This window comes from Azospirillum humicireducens (genome assembly GCF_001639105.2).
Classification (GTDB): Bacteria; Pseudomonadota; Alphaproteobacteria; order Azospirillales; family Azospirillaceae; genus Azospirillum; species Azospirillum humicireducens.
On record NZ_CP015285.1, the window covers coordinates 2,119,674 to 2,135,179 of the forward strand.

Annotated in this window: 16 protein-coding genes; 6 read left to right on the forward strand and 10 right to left on the reverse strand. The window is 68.6% G+C overall.

Features of this window, described 5'->3' with window-relative positions; genetic code table 11:
* The first annotated feature begins 171 nt into the window (after positions 1–171).
* On the forward strand, positions 172–1,782 hold the full coding sequence (locus A6A40_RS09890) for an ABC transporter substrate-binding protein (protein ID WP_063635235.1): 1,611 nt from the start codon (positions 172–174) through the stop codon (positions 1,780–1,782).
* Positions 1,783–1,817: 35 nt separating this feature from the next.
* On the opposite strand, the gene A6A40_RS09895 is transcribed toward A6A40_RS09890, so the two are convergent.
* Complete coding sequence (locus A6A40_RS09895; RefSeq protein WP_063635236.1) at positions 1,818–2,423, reverse strand: cysteine hydrolase family protein; 606 nt, start codon at positions 2,421–2,423, stop codon at positions 1,818–1,820.
* Between the two features lie 85 nt (positions 2,424–2,508).
* Here A6A40_RS09895 and A6A40_RS09900 point away from each other — a divergent pair, with 85 nt between their 5' ends.
* Positions 2,509–3,393, forward strand: coding sequence for a LysR family transcriptional regulator (locus tag A6A40_RS09900; RefSeq protein ID WP_063635237.1), 885 nt, complete (start codon positions 2,509–2,511; stop codon positions 3,391–3,393).
* On the opposite strand, the gene truA is transcribed toward A6A40_RS09900, so the two are convergent.
* From truA to def, 3 genes are read right to left on the reverse strand one after another with little or no spacing between them, the layout of a single operon-like run.
* Complete coding sequence (truA, locus tag A6A40_RS09905; protein WP_063636217.1) at positions 3,387–4,124, reverse strand: tRNA pseudouridine(38-40) synthase TruA; 738 nt, start codon at positions 4,122–4,124, stop codon at positions 3,387–3,389. The two genes, A6A40_RS09900 and truA, sit on opposite strands and share 7 nt — an antisense overlap.
* Before the next feature lie 5 nt (positions 4,125–4,129).
* Complete coding sequence (fmt, locus tag A6A40_RS09910; protein WP_063635238.1) at positions 4,130–5,074, reverse strand: methionyl-tRNA formyltransferase; 945 nt, start codon at positions 5,072–5,074, stop codon at positions 4,130–4,132.
* 32 nt (positions 5,075–5,106) lie between these two features.
* Complete coding sequence (gene def, locus A6A40_RS09915) at positions 5,107–5,619, reverse strand: peptide deformylase (RefSeq protein WP_063635239.1); 513 nt, start codon at positions 5,617–5,619, stop codon at positions 5,107–5,109.
* A 148-nt stretch (positions 5,620–5,767) separates the two neighbouring features.
* On the opposite strand from def, the gene cobS reads away from it, so the two are divergent.
* From cobS to A6A40_RS09930, 3 genes are read left to right on the forward strand one after another with little or no spacing between them, the layout of a single operon-like run.
* The gene (gene cobS, locus A6A40_RS09920; RefSeq protein ID WP_063636218.1) at positions 5,768–6,568 is read left to right on the forward strand and encodes an adenosylcobinamide-GDP ribazoletransferase; all 801 of its coding nucleotides are present in this window, start codon (positions 5,768–5,770) and stop codon (positions 6,566–6,568) included.
* Positions 6,565–7,209 (forward strand): histidine phosphatase family protein, encoded by a 645-nt coding sequence (locus tag A6A40_RS09925; protein ID WP_063635240.1) that lies wholly within the window; start codon positions 6,565–6,567, stop codon positions 7,207–7,209. Before cobS ends, A6A40_RS09925 begins: the two co-directional genes overlap by 4 nt.
* A 53-nt stretch (positions 7,210–7,262) precedes the next feature.
* On the forward strand, positions 7,263–7,799 hold the full coding sequence (locus A6A40_RS09930; RefSeq protein WP_063635241.1) for a pyridoxamine 5'-phosphate oxidase family protein: 537 nt from the start codon (positions 7,263–7,265) through the stop codon (positions 7,797–7,799).
* 110 nt (positions 7,800–7,909) lie between these two features.
* Here A6A40_RS09930 and A6A40_RS09935 read toward each other — a convergent pair whose 3' ends face one another.
* The 6 genes from A6A40_RS09935 to A6A40_RS09960 all read right to left on the reverse strand — a co-directional run bounded on the left by A6A40_RS09935 (position 7,910) and on the right by A6A40_RS09960 (position 14,050).
* Complete coding sequence (locus A6A40_RS09935; RefSeq protein WP_063635242.1) at positions 7,910–9,280, reverse strand: DEAD/DEAH box helicase; 1,371 nt, start codon at positions 9,278–9,280, stop codon at positions 7,910–7,912.
* Positions 9,281–9,573: 293 nt separating this feature from the next.
* On the reverse strand, positions 9,574–10,125 hold the full coding sequence (locus A6A40_RS09940; RefSeq protein ID WP_063635243.1) for a flagellar basal body-associated FliL family protein: 552 nt from the start codon (positions 10,123–10,125) through the stop codon (positions 9,574–9,576).
* A 123-nt stretch (positions 10,126–10,248) separates the two neighbouring features.
* Entirely contained in the window at positions 10,249–10,716 is a 468-nt protein-coding gene (locus A6A40_RS09945) for a hypothetical protein (protein WP_063635244.1), read from the reverse strand.
* Between the two features lie 162 nt (positions 10,717–10,878).
* On the reverse strand, positions 10,879–12,480 hold the full coding sequence (gene cimA, locus A6A40_RS09950) for a citramalate synthase (RefSeq protein WP_063635245.1): 1,602 nt from the start codon (positions 12,478–12,480) through the stop codon (positions 10,879–10,881).
* 207 nt (positions 12,481–12,687) lie between these two features.
* A complete protein-coding gene (locus tag A6A40_RS09955; RefSeq protein WP_063635246.1) occupies positions 12,688–13,575 on the reverse strand; it encodes an NAD(P)-dependent oxidoreductase in 888 nt (295 codons plus the stop codon).
* A gap of 49 nt (positions 13,576–13,624) precedes the next feature.
* The gene (locus tag A6A40_RS09960) at positions 13,625–14,050 is read right to left on the reverse strand and encodes a tellurite resistance TerB family protein (protein ID WP_063635247.1); all 426 of its coding nucleotides are present in this window, start codon (positions 14,048–14,050) and stop codon (positions 13,625–13,627) included.
* A gap of 173 nt (positions 14,051–14,223) precedes the next feature.
* Between A6A40_RS09960 and A6A40_RS09965 the strand changes: the two genes are divergently transcribed.
* Positions 14,224–15,171, forward strand: coding sequence for an AEC family transporter (locus tag A6A40_RS09965; RefSeq protein ID WP_063635248.1), 948 nt, complete (start codon positions 14,224–14,226; stop codon positions 15,169–15,171).
* Positions 15,172–15,506 lie beyond the last annotated feature (335 nt).

Below are 15,506 nucleotides of genomic sequence, written 5' to 3' on the forward strand. Positions count from 1 at the left end.
TGCCGGAAGGCGATAGGAGCTAGGCGCTTTCCCTGCGAATTGCAACCCGTCCCCTCAGGAAACCTGCCCTCCGGCCGGGTTGACAGGCCATGGAAGGCGGCGGGAAGATTCTTCCTTCGACTCTGCCCGCCCTCAACAGCGCCCGAATGGGCCTCCAGGGAGACCTCACGGATGACCAGCTTCAAGCGCAGCCTTGTTGCGCAGACGGTTCTTGGTGCCGCCGCTCTCGCCCTCGCCGGTTTCACCGCTCCGGCCATCGCCGACACGCCGAAGGACGCGCTGGTGATGGCCTGGCAGTTCGACGACATCGTCAGCCTCGACCCGGCCGAGATCTTCGAGCTGTCGGGGGCCGAATACAGCGCCCAGGTCTATGACCGGCTGGTCCATTTCGACGTCAACGACGTCAGCAGGATCGAGGGCGATGCCGCCGAAAGCTGGACCGTGTCGCCAGACGGCAAGACCTTCACCTTCAAGATCCGCGACGGCATCGCCTTCCATTCCGGCAACCCGCTGACGGCGAACGACGTGGCATGGTCCTTTGCCCGTGCGGTGAAGATGAACAAGGGTCCGGCCTTCATCCTGGCCCAGTTCGGCCTGACGCCGGACAATGTCGAGCAGATGGTGCGCGCCACCGATCCGCGCACGCTGGTCTTCACCACCGATAAGGCCTATGCGCCGACCTTCGTGCTCTACTGCCTGACCGCCGACATCGGGTCGATCGTCGATTCGAAGCTGGTGAAGAGCAAGGAGAAGGACGGCGATTACGGCGCCAACTGGCTGAAGACCAACTCAGCCGGCTCCGGCCCCTTCGTGCTGAAGCAATGGAAGGCGAGCGAGCTGCTGACCTTCGACGCCAACCCGAAATACTGGCGCGGCGCGCCGAAGCTGAAACGCGTTCTGATCCGCCACATCCCGGAACCGGCGACCCAGCGCCTGCTGCTGGAGAAGGGCGACGTCGATGTCGCGCGCAACCTGAAGCCGGAGCAGTTCGAGCCGCTGAAATCCAGCGACACCATCCGTCTGGTCCAGGCGCCCAAGGGCACGCTGTGGTATCTGAGCCTGAACCAGAAGAACGCCGCCCTGGCCAAGCCCGAGGTGCGCGAGGCGTTCAAGTATCTTGTCGACTATGACGGCATGGCCGGGACCATCATGAACGGCATCGGCGCCGTCCATCAGGCCTTCCTGCCCAAGGGTTTCCTGGGCGCGGTCAACGACAACCCCTACAAGTACGATCCGGCCAAGGCGAAGGAGCTGCTGGCGAAGGCCGGCTATCCCGACGGCTTCACCGTCAGCATGGATGTCCGCAACACCAACCCGACCCAGGACATGGCCCAGGCGATCCAGGCCAGCGCCGCCAAGGCCGGCGTGAAGATCGAGATCATCCCCGGCGACGGCAAGCAGGTGCTGACCAAATACCGCGCCCGCAACCATGAGCTGATGATCCAGCAGTGGGGCGCCGACTATCAGGACCCGAACTCCAACGCCGATACCTTCGCCTCCAACCCGGACAACAGCGACAATGCCAAGTCCAAGCCGCTGGCCTGGCGCAACGCCTGGGACATCCCGGAACTGACGAAGAAGACCGCCGCCGCGGTCGAGGAGCGCGACAGCGCCAAGCGCGCCCGGATGTACGAGGAACTCCAGCGCTCGGTCCTGGCCGATTCGCCCTTCGTCATCATGTTCCAGCAGACCGAGATGGTGGCGGAGCGCAAGACCGTCTCCGGCCTCGTCTGGGGTCCCAGCTTCGACACCAACTATTACTGGAAGGCCGAGAAGAAGTAAGGATACGGGGGGCGCTCGCCGCGCCCCCACTTCTCTCACCCCCAGGCGCGCGCATCCTCCACCACCACGGCGAGGCTGTCGGACAGGCCGGTGAGTACGCCGCGCTGGATGTCGGCCGCCGGCACCACGCCGCCCTTGCCGTCGGGAAGGTCGCGAGTTGCAGTGGCCGACGCCACGACCGTCACCCGCCAGCCATGATCCACCGCCGACCGCACGGTGCTGCTGACACAGTTGTGGGTCATGAAGCCGGCGACGATCATCTCGGTCCGCCCGGTGGCGCGCGCCACCGCCTGAAGGTCGGTCCCGGCGAAGGCGTTGGCGAGCTTCTTCACGATCACCGGCTCGCCTTCGCGCGGGGAGACGGCCAGGATGATCTCTGCTGTCGGCCCGGTGGGATCGAAGACCGGCGCACCCGCCGCGGTGTGGTGGACGATGTGGATCACCGGCACGGCGTTGGCGCGGGCAAGGGTCAGCAGCTCCGCCGCCCGCCCCACCGCCGCATCGACTCCCGACAGCCGCAGGGCGCCCTCGGTGTATTCGCGCTGAAGGTCGATCAGCACCAGCACCGCCTTGTCCAGTGGGGCGGGCGTGTTCGGCGCGCCGACGATCTGGCGCAGGGTCTTGGCGGTTTGGGTTGTCATGGCAGGCAGCTCCGCTTTCGCTGAAGGTTGATGACGGCGATGCTGCCCCGTTCACCGATGCGCAGCCATCCGCTATCCTTGCACGATGACTGTTCAGAAATTCACAGGTCCGCTCGATTGGGACGATCTTCGCGTCTTCCTGGAACTGGCGCGGGCCGGCAGCCTGTCGGCGGCGGCGCGCGGCCTGCGGCTGAGCCATGCCACGGTCGGGCGCCGGCTGGCGGCACTGGAGGCCGCGCTCTGCCGCAGCCTGATGGAGCGCCGTCCCGACGGCTATGTCCTGACCGAAGAGGGCGAAAGCGTCCGCGCCCTCGCCGAAGCGATGGACGAGCGGGCGCAGGCGATCCGCCGCCGCGAGGGCGAGGACGCCGGACTGACCGGCACGGTCAGGCTGACGATGACCCAGGCGTTGGCCGACATCTTCCTGATCCCCCGCCTGGGACCCTTGCGCGCTGCCAACCCGGCCCTGGATTTGGAAATCATCGTCGACAACCGCACCCTCAGCCTTGCCCGGCGGGAGGCCGATCTGGCGATCCGGCTGGCCCGGCCGCAACGCGGCGATCTTGTCGGACGGCGGCTGGCGACGCTGGGCTATGGGCTCTATGCCGCACCGGACGCACCCGATACGCTGATCGCCTATGACGAGTCGATGGCGGAACTGCCGGAGGCGCTGTGGCTGGAGCGCCATGGCGGCGGCCGGCGCGTCGCCTTCCGCTCCAACAGCGTGCAGGGTCAACTCGCGGCGGCAGTCGCCGGCTTCGGCACCGCCTTCCTGCCCTGCATGCTGGCGGACGGCGTGGCGGGGCTGGAACGCCTGCCACTGTCCGGCCCGCCGCTGACCCGCGAGGCTTGGTTGCTGGTCCACCGCGACCGCCGCGAGGTGCCGCGGGTGCGGGCGGTGATCGAGCATCTGGTGGCGGTCTTCACCGGCGAGAAGCGGCGGTTGGCGGGAAGCGCCGTCGCTCAGTAACGCGCCGCCATGAAATACAACCCATCCGGCGGGCAGGTCGGCCCGGCCTTGGCGCGGTCGCGGGCCTCCAGCGCACGGCGCACATCGTCCGCCGTCCATTTGCCGGCGCCGACCAGTTCCAGCGTGCCGACCATGTTGCGGACCTGATGGTGCAGGAAGGAACGCGCGGCGGCGTGGACGCGGATTTCGTCGCCCTGACGCTCCACATCCAGCCGGTCCAGCGTCTTCACCGGCGACTTCGCCTGGCACAGCGCGGCGCGAAAGCTGGAGAAGTCATGCTGACCGACCAGAACCTGTGCCGCCTCATGCATCGCCTCCGCATCCAGCGGGCGGGTGACATGCCACGCCCGGCCGGCGTCGAGCGCCAGCGGCGCCCGGCGGTTGACGATGCGGTAGACATAGGCGCGGCCGGTCGAGGTCAGGCGGGCGTGGAAATCCCCGGTGACAGGCTCCACCTCCAGCACCGCGATGGGCGCCGGCTTCAGGTGGAAGTTCAGGGCGTCGCGCAGCTTCAGGCCGGTGAAGGGCTTCTCCAGGTCGAAATGGCAGACCTGCCCCAGCGCATGCACCCCGGCATCGGTGCGGCCGGAGCCATGGACCCGCACCAGCTCGCCAGACAGGCGCTGCACCGCCTCCTCCAGGCTCTGCTGGACGGAGGGGCCATTGTCCTGGCGCTGCCAGCCGACGAAGGGACGGCCGTCATACTCGACGGTCAGTTTCCAGCGCTGCACGGCGGTCAATCCGCGACGGCTTCGGCAGAGACAGGCTGCCCGACCGCCAGCGCGAAGCCGCGCAGGAAGGCAGCGCCATCCACCGGCGCCTTGCCAGGACGCTGCACCTTGACCAGCCGCACCGCGCCACCGGCACAGGCAACTGTCAGCCGGTCGTCCAGAAGCGTGCCGGGCGTGCCCGTGCCGGTCGCCGGTTCGGCGGCCAGAACCTTGATGCGTTCGCCGTTGGCGGCATCGAACCAGCAGCCGGGCCAGGGGGTGAGCGCCCGGACCTGCCGCTCGACGTAATCCGCAGGCTGGGTCCAGTCGAGACGGCCATCCTCGCGCGTCAGCTTGGCGGCGTAGGTGACGCCCTCCTCCGGCTGCGGCACGGCAGCCAGCGTGCCGGCGGCCAACCCGTCCAGCGCCGGGACGATCATGCGGGCGCCGAGCGCCGCCAGTTCGTCATGCAGGCTGCTGGCGGTGGTGGCGGGGGTGATCGCCACCGCCTCTTTCGACAGCATGGACCCGGTATCGAGCCCGATGTCCATCTGCATGATGGTGATCCCGGTCTCGGCATCGCCGGCCAGGATGGAGCGCTGGATCGGGGCCGCCCCGCGCCAGCGCGGCAGCAGCGAGCCATGCACGTTGACGCAACCCAGCCGCGGCGCATCCAGGATCGGCTGCGGCAGGATCAGGCCATAGGCGGCGACCACCGCGGCATCGGCCTTGAGATCGGCGAACTCGGCCTGGGCCTCGGCAGTGCGCAGGCTCTTGGGCGTGCGCACGGGGATGCCATGCTCCTCGGCGAAGCGGTGGACGGGCGATTTCTGCACCTGCTGGCCACGGCCGGCGGGGCGCGGCGGCTGGCTGTAGGCGCAGACGACCTGATGCCCCGCCTCGATCAGCGCGGCAAGGCTGGGCACGGCGAAATCGGGCGTGCCCATGAAGACGAGACGGAGCGGGGTCATCGGATCGTATCGCAGTTCTGTTCTTGGGCTGGTCAGGCCGTCGCCTTCTGCAGCTTCTGGACCTTCTTCAGCAGGATGTTCCGCTTCAGCATCGACAGGTAATCGACGAACAGGACGCCGTTCAGATGGTCGATCTCATGCTGGATGCAGGTGGCGAGCATCCCGTCGGCCTCGAACTCCTGCTGCTGGTTCTTTTCATCCAGATAGCGGACGCGGATGCGCTGCGGACGGGTGACCTCGGCATACTGCTCCGGCACCGACAGGCAGCCCTCCTCGCACACCGACTTCTCGTCTGACGACCAGACGATTTCCGGGTTGGCGAGACGGATCGGATTCGCCGGTTCGCCCTTCTCATGGACGTCGACGACGATGACGCGGTCGAGCACGCCGACCTGCGGAGCGGCCAGACCGATGCCGTTGGCGTCGTACATGGTCTCCACCATGTCGTCCATCAGCTTGACGACGCGCGCATCCACTTCGGCGACGGGTTGCGCCTTGCGCTTCAGGATCGGATGCGGGGCGACGAGGATCGGAAGACGGGCCATGGGTGCTCGATGATGATGGGTGAGTTCAAACGCACAAGGTAGGCGGACCGGGTGTTCCGGTCAAGGAATCGGACCTATGCGAAGGGTGCGGAACCGTTCTCCGAGCAGGGTTGCGCCGGACGCCGGTTGGGCGTAGTCGATGCCGATCATGCGTGACGCAACCACCGCCCCATCACCTCCCCCGCGCTGGACCCAGGATGCCGCCTTGGCGCTGGTGTTCCTCACCCGCCTGCCCTTGCCCCCCATCGGCCCGCTCAACGGACCGCTGGCCGAAGGCGCATCGGCGCGGGCGATGGGATGGTTTCCGCTGGTGGGGGCGTTGGTCGGGCTCGTTGGCGCTGCGGTGTTCGCGCTTGCCGCCCTGCTGCACCTGCCGCCGCTGGCCGGGGCACTGCTGGCCTTGGCGGCAACCGTCCGGCTGACCGGCGGGCTGCACGAGGATGGCGTGGCCGACGTCGCCGACGGCTTCGGCGGCGGGCGCGATCTGGCGCGCAAGCTGGAGATCATGCGCGACAGCCGCGTCGGCAGCTATGGTGTTCTGGCGCTGGTCTTCTCGGTCGGCATCCGTGCGGCGGCGCTGGCGGCCCTGCCGGTGCCGGCGGCGGGTGCGGCGCTGGTGGCGGCGGGCGCCCTGTCGCGCTGCGGACTGGCGGCGATGGCGCGCGTGCTGTCCCCGGCGCGGCGCGACGGGTTGGCGGCGGCGCAGGGACGGCCGGCGATGGCGACGGTGGTGCTGGCGCTCGTCTTCGGCATTGCGATTGCGGCGGCGGCTCTCGGTGGGTTGGCCCTGCCGGCGCTGGCGGCGTCCCTTCTGGGGGTCGCGGCGGTGGGAGCGCTCGCCAAACGCCATCTCGGCGGGCAGACAGGCGACGTCTTCGGCGCCGCCCAGCAGGTGGCGGAAGCCACGGTCCTGCTGACGCTGTCGGCCCTCATCGGAGCAACGGCATGACCGCGGTGAGCCTTACCCCCCTGACCGTCACCCGCTGGTGGCTGATCCGCCATGCGCCGGTCCACAACCCGGACAACGTCATCTGCGGGTCGAGCGACCGCGAGGCCGACACCGGCAACCGGGCAGCAGCGGCGGCGCTCGCGGCCAGCCTTCCCGCCGAAGCCCTGTGGCTGACCAGCCCGCTCCGCCGCAGCCGGCAGACCGCCCAGGCGCTGTGGACCCGCAACCCCCGCCTTGCCGACACGGCGGTGGTGGAGCCGGCGCTGGCCGAGCAGGATTTCGGCGACTGGGAAGGCATCAGCCACGACACCGCGGCGATGCGCGACGCGGAGGCGGCCGCCCGCTTCTGGCGCGACCCGGCACGCCACGCCCCACCCGGCGGCGAGAGCTTCGCCGCGGTGATGGAGCGCACGGCAGCGGCGCTGCGCCGGCTGACCGACAGCCATGCGGGACGCGATCTGGTTGCGGTGATCCACGCCGGCACCATTCGCGGGGCGCTGGCGCTGGCACTGGATCTGACACCGGAAGCGGCACTGCGTTTGCGGATCGATCCCTGGTCGCTGACCCGGATCGACCACCATCACACCGGGACGGGATCCTGGTCCGTCGGGGGAGTGAACCAGCAGGCCGGAACTTTCTGACCGCGAAAGGCGTTCCCCCTGTCTCCGCTGGGCTACCGAACGAGAGGCAGACCATGGTCCATAGCACCACCGCCGGCCACACCCCCGACCAGGGCCCCGACAAGGATGAACTCAAGAAGCTCTGGGAGATTATGAAGGGCGTTCAGGTCGCGATGATGACGACGCTGGACGACAACGGCCGGCTGAACTCCCGTCCGATGGCGACGCTGTCCCATGCGGGGTTCGAAGACGGCACCCTGTGGTTCTTCACCCGCGCCCATTCCGAGAAGGTGGCGGAGATCGACCGCCATTGGCGCGTCAATCTCGCCTACTCCAATCCCGACAAGCAGGATTACGTGTCAGTTTCCGGCATCGCCGAGGTCGTGCGCGACCGCGACAAGATCCGTTTCCTGTGGCGCGACATCATGAGCACCTGGTTCCCGCAGGGTCCCGACGATCCCGAGGTGGCGCTGCTGAAGGTGTCGGTCGATCAGGCCGAATATTGGGACAGCCCGTCGAGCACCATGGTCTACGCCTATGGCTATGTGAAGGCGAAGCTGACCGGCCAGTCGCCGGATCCTGGCGACAACGCGAAGATCGCGTTTCAGTAAGCTGCGTCCGATAGCACGGGCCTGACATGGAAACGCCCTCCCTGCCGACCGCGAGGCCAGCAGGGAGGGCGTTTCCATTCAGACCTCGGAAGCGTCAGGGACGCTGCCCGTTACCAGCTCTTCGCGCGGGCCGCCGGCTTGCCGTTGCCGTGGGCTTCACGGCGGGCATGGGCATGGTCCGGGCGGGAGTCGCCGCGGTGGTTGTCGTTGCGGGCGTAATCCGGACGCGGGCCGCGCGGGGCGTGCGGACCCTTGGACTCGCCGTTGCGGTGCCACGGCTTGCCGGCGCCGCCACCCGGACGGCCGTTGCGACCGGCCGGACGGCCGGCGCCACCGGTGGTGAAGGGGCGCGTCGGCTCCAGTCCGGGCACCACATGCACCTCGAGCGTCGCCTTCGTGTAGCGCTCGATGCGGACCAGGGTCTCGCGGTCGGCGCGGGCGGCGAAGGAGATCGCGACGCCCGAGGCGCCGGCGCGGCCGGTGCGGCCGATGCGGTGGACATAGTCCTCCGCCGAGCGCGGCAGGTCGAAGTTGATGACGTGGGTGATGTCGCGCACGTCGATGCCGCGGGCGGCGACGTCGGTGGCGACCAGCAGGCGGACCTGACCGGTGCGCAGACGCTGGAGCGTGCGGTTGCGCTTGGTCTGGTCCATGTCGCCGTGCAGGGCGGCGGCGGCATGGCCGGCGGCGCTCAGCTCCTCGGCCAGCGTGTCGGCATCACGCTTGGTGGCGGCGAAGATGATCGCCTTGCCGACCTCTTCCTGGGCGGCGAAATGCTGCAGCAGGCGGCGCTTGTGGTCGAGATCGTCGGCATGGTGCAGACGCTGCTCGACGTTGATCGCGGTCGCCTGGCTCTCGACGGCCACGCGCTCCGGGTTGCGCAGCAGGTTGCCGGCCAGTTGCGCCATGCGGCGGTCCAGCGTGGCGGTGAACAGCAGCGTCTGGCGTGTCGGCGGGCAGCACTTGGCGATGGTCTCGACATCGTCGAGGAAGCCCATGTCCAGCATGCGGTCGGCCTCGTCGAGGATCAGCACCTCGACCTCGTCCAGCGCGATGCGGCGGCGGGCGACATGGTCCAGCAGGCGGCCCGGCGTGCAGACGAGAACGTCGACCGGACGCGACAGCAGGCGCAGCTGCTCGCGGTAGGGCATGCCGCCGACCACGTCCACGATGTTCAACTTCATGAACTTCGCGTATTTGCGGGCGGCGTCGGTGACCTGCTTGGCCAGCTCGCGGGTCGGGGCCAGAACCAGCACGCGCGGGGTGGCGGCGCCGTTCAGCGGCAGCTCGGCGGTGCGGGTCAGCGCCGGCAGCATGAAGGCGGCCGTCTTGCCGGTGCCGGTCTCGGCGGTGGCGAGAATGTCGCGGCCCTGCAGCGCCGGCGGAATGGCGGCGAGCTGGACCGGGGTCGGGGTGGTGTATTCGAACGCCTCGAGGGCCTTCAGGACGAGCGGGTGCAGGCCGAGTTCGGAAAACGTCAAGTCGTAACAACCTTCTCAAAGCAACACGGCACGGCCCCGCGCGCCCCGATGGCGGGCGTGGGACATACCGGCGGACTCGCCGGGAGGAGGTCGATAGAGGGAGAGGCGTCTATCCGATGCAGCGGCGAGAGCGTCCCTAGAACACCGGGACGTTTGCCCCCTGGGGGGCTGCCGTTGCGCAATCACAGCGCGTCTCGCTCAAGAGACGCGCGAGCCTCCAGCGATCAAGACGCCCTACATAGGCTATTGCGCCGCACAAGACAAGGGGCATCGCTGGCCGAGCCCCGCGTCGTTCACTTGACGACCATGCGTTCGATGTAGATGTCGAGGATCAGGCCGGTTCCCGCCTCGCGGTTCACCGCGTCCTTGATCCGCGCCTTCAGGAAGTCGGCGGAGCCGGTGCCGGTCAGGGTTTCGGTGCCCGCCTGGCTGACGGTCTGGAACAGCCGGTCGGCGATGCGGTCCTGGTAACGCAGGACGCGGTCGGCCTCCACCTTCGGCGCCAGCACCAGCGAGACCTGCATCTCCACCGCGCGCAGCCCGCCCAGCGGCACTTCGATCGCCGGCAGTTGCGCGAGGCGGGGTTTCGGTCCCATCCGCGCCTCGATCCGCCGCTGTTCCAGGATGCGGTCCACCGCGATGCCGCCAGCATAGGCAAGCCCTGCCAGGGTCGCCAGCGCGACCAGGACGACGATCAGCAGACGGGTGGGATGGGCCTGCTCCGCCGGGGCATGGTGCGACGCGCGTGCATCCAGGGGATCCGCGCCGTGGCCGAGCGGGCCGGGCGGCGGGGCGGGATACGAAACGGGGTACGGCGTTCCATGCAGCGTTCGGTTCGGGGCCATGGTCGGCCTCCTCCAGGCCGGACAGGGGCATGGAGGAGAATACCGCCGTTGCGGTTAAGATTCGGTGGAGGTGGAGACCCCGCGATGGAGCGGCCGGCCCCCACCTTGGCCATGGGACGGCGGTCAGGCCGCTACGGCCATCCGCCCTTCCCGCGCCCGCATCAGCAGCCAGACCGCCGACACGCCCAGCAGCTTGGACGCGAAGCTGGCCGCCCAGACGGCGGGATCCCAGATGTCCAGCATGCCGAAGAAGATGGCGGTGTCGACCGGCACCGACAGGGCGGCGCTGATCCACAGACGGTCGCGCAGGGGCCGGCGGGTGATGGTGAAGACCGCCCAGTCGATCATCTCCGACACCGCGAAGGCGACGACGCTGGCGGTGGCGACGAATGGATCGGTCAGCAGATAGGACAGCACGGTGCCGCCCAGCATGGCGGCGAGCGCCCAATGGCCGAAGCGCACCTGAACCATGTCGCGCAGGATGAAGATCAGGCCGGCCCAGCAGGACCAGACCAGATCCAGGTGGGGAAACAGGCTGAAGGCGAAGTTGATGGCAAGAATGCTGCCGATATAGGCGGCGAGCCAAAGCATGGCGATGATCCTCCGAGAGCGGACCCGCGGCAATACGGGCGCCGGTGACCGGAGCAGTCCCCGCGTGAATGCGGGCGCCCCGAAACCGCGTTAGCTAACAGAACATCGCCATGCTGGGAAGGTGCCGCGTGGCCACCTCGCACCTGACCTCGGGCCGGTCCTTCAGACCGGCTTCGCCTCGCTCTTCATCAGGGCATAGGTGTAGCTGTCCACCAGCGCTTCCATCGACGCCTCGATGATGTTGGTGGAGACGCCCAGCGTCGACCATTCGCTGCCGTCGGTCCGCGCGCTGCGGATCAGCACGCGGGGCATGGCGCCGGTGCCGTCCTTGGCGGCCAGGATGCGGACGCGGTAGTCGGACAGGCTGACCTGCGCCAGCGCCGGATAGACCGGCTCCAGCGCCTTGCGCATGGCGACGTCCAGCGCGTGGACCGGGCCGTTGCCGTCCGCCACCTCCAGCCGGACGGCGTCGCCGACGCGCACGCGCACCACCGCTTCCGATTCCACCACCAGCTTGCCGACGGCGTTGTAGCGGCGCTCGTCGGTGACGTGGAAGCGCAGCAACTCGAAGAAGCGCGGCACCTCGCCCAGTTCACGCCGGACCAGCAGCTCGAAGCTGGCCTCCGCCGTGTCGTAGGCGTAGCCGTCGCTGTCGCGCTGCTTCACCAGATCGAGCAGGCCGGTCAGCCGGTCGTCCTTCGCATCCACCGCCATGCCGATGTCGCGCAGCCGCACGATCAGGTTGGAGCGCCCGGCCTGGTCGGACATGACGATCTGGCGGCGGTTGCCGATGGCCTCCGGGGCGACATGCTCGTAGGAGGACGGGTCCTTTTCCACCGCCGAGACATGCAGCCCGCCCTTGTGGGCGAAGGCGCTGGCGCCGACATAGGGCGCATGCCGGTTGGGCGCGCGGTTCAGCCGGTCGTCGAAGGCGCGGCTCAGCTGGGTCAGGAGAGGCAGATCCTCGCGCCGGATGCCGGTCTCGTAACCCAGCTTCAGCATCAGCGTCGGGATCAGCGAAACAAGATTGGCATTGCCGCAGCGCTCGCCCAGCCCGTTGATGGTGCCCTGGACCATGCGCGCGCCGGCCCGCACCGCCGCCAGCGAATTGGCGACGGCGTTCTCGGTGTCGTTGTGGCAGTGGATGCCGAGATTGTCGCCGGGAATGCCGTGCGTCTCCACCACCTCGCGCACGATGGCGTCGATCTCGTGCGGCAGGGTGCCGCCGTTGGTGTCGCACAGCACGATCCAGCGGGCGCCGGCCTCATAGGCCGCCTTGATGCAGGAGACGGCGTAGGCCGGGTTGCGCTTGTAGCCGTCGAAGAAATGCTCGGCATCGAACAGCGCCTCGCCCTTGGCGGCGTGGAGCGCGGCGATGCTGTCGCGGATCAGGTCGAGATTCTCCTCGCGCGGGATGTTCAGCGCCACGTCGACATGGAAGTCCCAGGTCTTGCCGACCATGCAGACCGCCTTGGCGCTCGACTGCGCCAGCGCCGTCAGCTGCGGGTCGTTGGCGGCGCTGCGGCCTGGGCGGCGGGTCATGCCGAAGGCGGTGAAGACGGCGCGGGTCAGCTGCGGCGCCTCGGCGAAGAACTGGTCGTCGGTCGGGTTGGCGCCCGGCCAGCCGCCCTCGACATAGTCGATGCCCAGCCGGTCGAGATCCTTGGCAATCGCAATCTTGTCGGCGACCGAGAAATCCACGTCCTGGGTCTGCGCCCCGTCGCGCAGCGTGGTGTCGTAAAGATAGATGCGTTCGCCCGTCATCGCCGCCTGACCCGTCTTAAGCCGATGGAACGGCGGAAGGTCCGCCGCCCCGTGGAAAGCCGGGAGAATGGACGATGCGGCGCCTGGGCTCAACCGTTTTGAGAAGAAACTTGCGGAAAGCAGGTCATTGCCGCAACGGACGGGAATGGACGGCGATGCGCGGAAGGCGGCGGGTTGAAAATCCACCGCCCCCCATCCCCGACCGGTTCAGCGCGCGAACAGGCGGTAGAGCGCGGAATGGTCCAGGGCGCCGTCACCCTGCTCCACCAGCAGTTCGAACAGTTCCAGCGACAGGCCCAGCGTCGGAAGGTCGATGCCGGATTGCTGGGCAAGCTCCTCCGCCTGGCGCAGGTCCTTGACCTGGGTGGTGACGCGGCCGCCCGGCGTGAAGTCGCCGCTGACCATGCGGCCGCCATGCAGGTCGAGGATGCGGGATTCGGCGAAGCCGCCGCGGATGGCATCCCGCACCTTGGCCGGATCGGCGCCCGCGGCCCGCGCCAGCGCCAGCGCTTCCGCCACCGCGCCGATGGTCAGCGCGACGATGACCTGATTGGCCGATTTGGCGATCTGGCCGGCGCCGCTGGCCCCGACATGGGTGATGCGGCGGCCCATCGCCTGCAGCACCGGAAGGGCGCGGGCGAAGGCTGCCTCGGAGCCGCCGGCCATGATGGTCAGGGTCGCGGCCTCCGCCGCCACCGTGCCGCCGGAAACGGGGGCGTCGAGCCAGTCCGCGCCGGCCGCGGCCACCCGCTCGGCGAGCGCACGGGTGGCGGCGACGGCGGTGGTGCCCATGTCGATCACCAGATGGCCGGGCCGCAGGACCGGCAGCAGCGCCTCGGCCACCGCCTCAACCGCCGCCGTGTCGGTCAGCATCAGGATGATGATGTCGGCCTGCCCGGCGACCGCGGCCGGACCGGTGGCGGCGATCATGCCCTCCGCCGCCAGTTCGGCGACCGGACCGGGGCTGCGGCTGGTCAGCACGGGCTCCGCACCGGCACGGGCCAGGGCGCGAACCATCGGCTTGCCCATCAGGCCGAGCCCAATGAAGCCGATGCGCCGGCCGGAGAGATCGGGGCGGGTGGTCTCTTCGCTCATGTCCAGGCTTTCGATAGAATTCCGGGCTTTCAGGAGAAGTCCGGCAGGGTCAGAGGCGCATGTGGCGGGCGCGGGCTCCGCGTTCGATGGCGGCGGCGCACAGACGGTCCACCCCCAGCCGGTGGCGGATCATCTCCAGCATGCGCAGTTCCTCCTGCGACGCCTTCGGATCGGCGGCGGCGATGTCGCAGGCGACCGCATAGGCGGTCTCGCGCAGCTTGGCCGGAACCGCCTGCTCGATGATGGTCAGCACCGTGTCCAACCCGTCATTGTCGGACAGCATGGCGGTGCATTCGCGGGTGGCGGCCATCACCTGATCGCCGCTGTAATCCTTGAAGATCGGCAGATAGCGCACATTCTCGCCGATGGCCTCCAGTTCCGCGTCGGTCATATCGGCGTCGCAGGCGGATACCAGGACCATGACATAGATGAGGGCGCTGTGGTGGTCGATCATTGCGTCTGTCGGCTTTCTCATGAGGCGGTCTCCCCCAGGGAGCGGTCGCGTGTCCTTGCCGCAATCTCGAACGCCGCTCCAGCCACGTCAAGCCCGGCGTCCGACACCGCACAGGCAGCGTCAAGGGTGCCATGCTCGCGGCGGAGGGGTCGGTCGCTCGACGCGACGGTTGGCTCCGCCTATTGTCGCCCATCATGAACGTCGTCCTCAATGTCGCATTTCCCGTATTCGCCATCATTCTGGCCGGCTTCCTGTCCGGAAAGTCGAAGCTGCTGGGCGCCGCATCGTCCGAGGCGCTCAACAAGTTCGTCTATTGGATGGCACTGCCGCCGGTTCTGTTCCTGGGGACGGCGCGGCGGTCGATCCCGGAAATCTTCAACGGGCCCTTCATCGGCGCCTTCCTGGGATCGATGCTGCTGGTCTATGCGCTGGGGGCGATCGTCGGCCGGCTCCTGCGGCGGGAGCGCACGCAGATCCAGTGCATGCAGGGGCTGAACGCCGCCTTCTCCAACACCGGCTACATGGGAATCCCGCTGTTCCTGGCCGCCTTCGGCCCGGACCGTCTGGCTCCCACCATCCTGGCGACCGTCATCATGAGCGCCATCATGGTCGGCATCGCGGTGGTGTGGATGGAGTTCGCCAACAGCCATGGCAACGGGGTGGGCAAGGCTCTGCGCGATGTCGGGCGGGCGCTGGCGAAGAATCCGCTGATCCTGTCCACTGCCGCCGGCCTCGCCTGGTCGGCGCTGCTGCCCGGCGTGGCGGTGCCGAAGCCGATCGCCACCTTCTGCGAATTGATGGGCTCTCCCGCCGGCCCCTGCGCCCTGTTCGCCATCGGCCTGTTCCTGGCCTCCCAGCGGCTGACCGCCGGGCTGGCGGAGGCGGGGTGGATCAGCGCGCTGAAGCTGCTGGTGCATCCGGCGCTGGCCTGGGTGCTGACGCAGACGCTGTTCCCGATGGACCCCTTCTGGACCGGCAGCGCCGTGATCCTGGCAGCCCTGCCGACCGGCGCCCTGACCTTCGTGGTGGCGACCCAGTACCAGACCTATGTGGAGCGCACCTCCTCGGCCATCCTGGTGTCCACGGTCTTCAGCGTCGTGACCCTGTCGGCGCTGCTCGCAGTCTACGCACCGGCGGGATGATGCGGCGCGATAAAGTTATCTGTACGAATGAAATCGCCGCAAGGATTCAGCGCCGGCTTTCCGTGTCCACGGCTTGAAGACCGGACGTAGCCGCCGGGAGCGGGCCAATCTCCGCGGCATGCCGCCATGACCGGGTCATTCCGGATTCAATAAAACAATGTGTTGCGGTCGCATGAAACTCTTGCTCCGCAATCTGGCGATTGCAAGAATGCATATTGGAGAATGCAAGCAGGCCCGGCTGGAGAGGCAGGCGCGGAGTTGGCGCAAAGCACCGGAAGCGGCAGCCTCGCACCAGTGCGGATGGAGCGGAGCGGAAGCGATGCAACACGCCATGA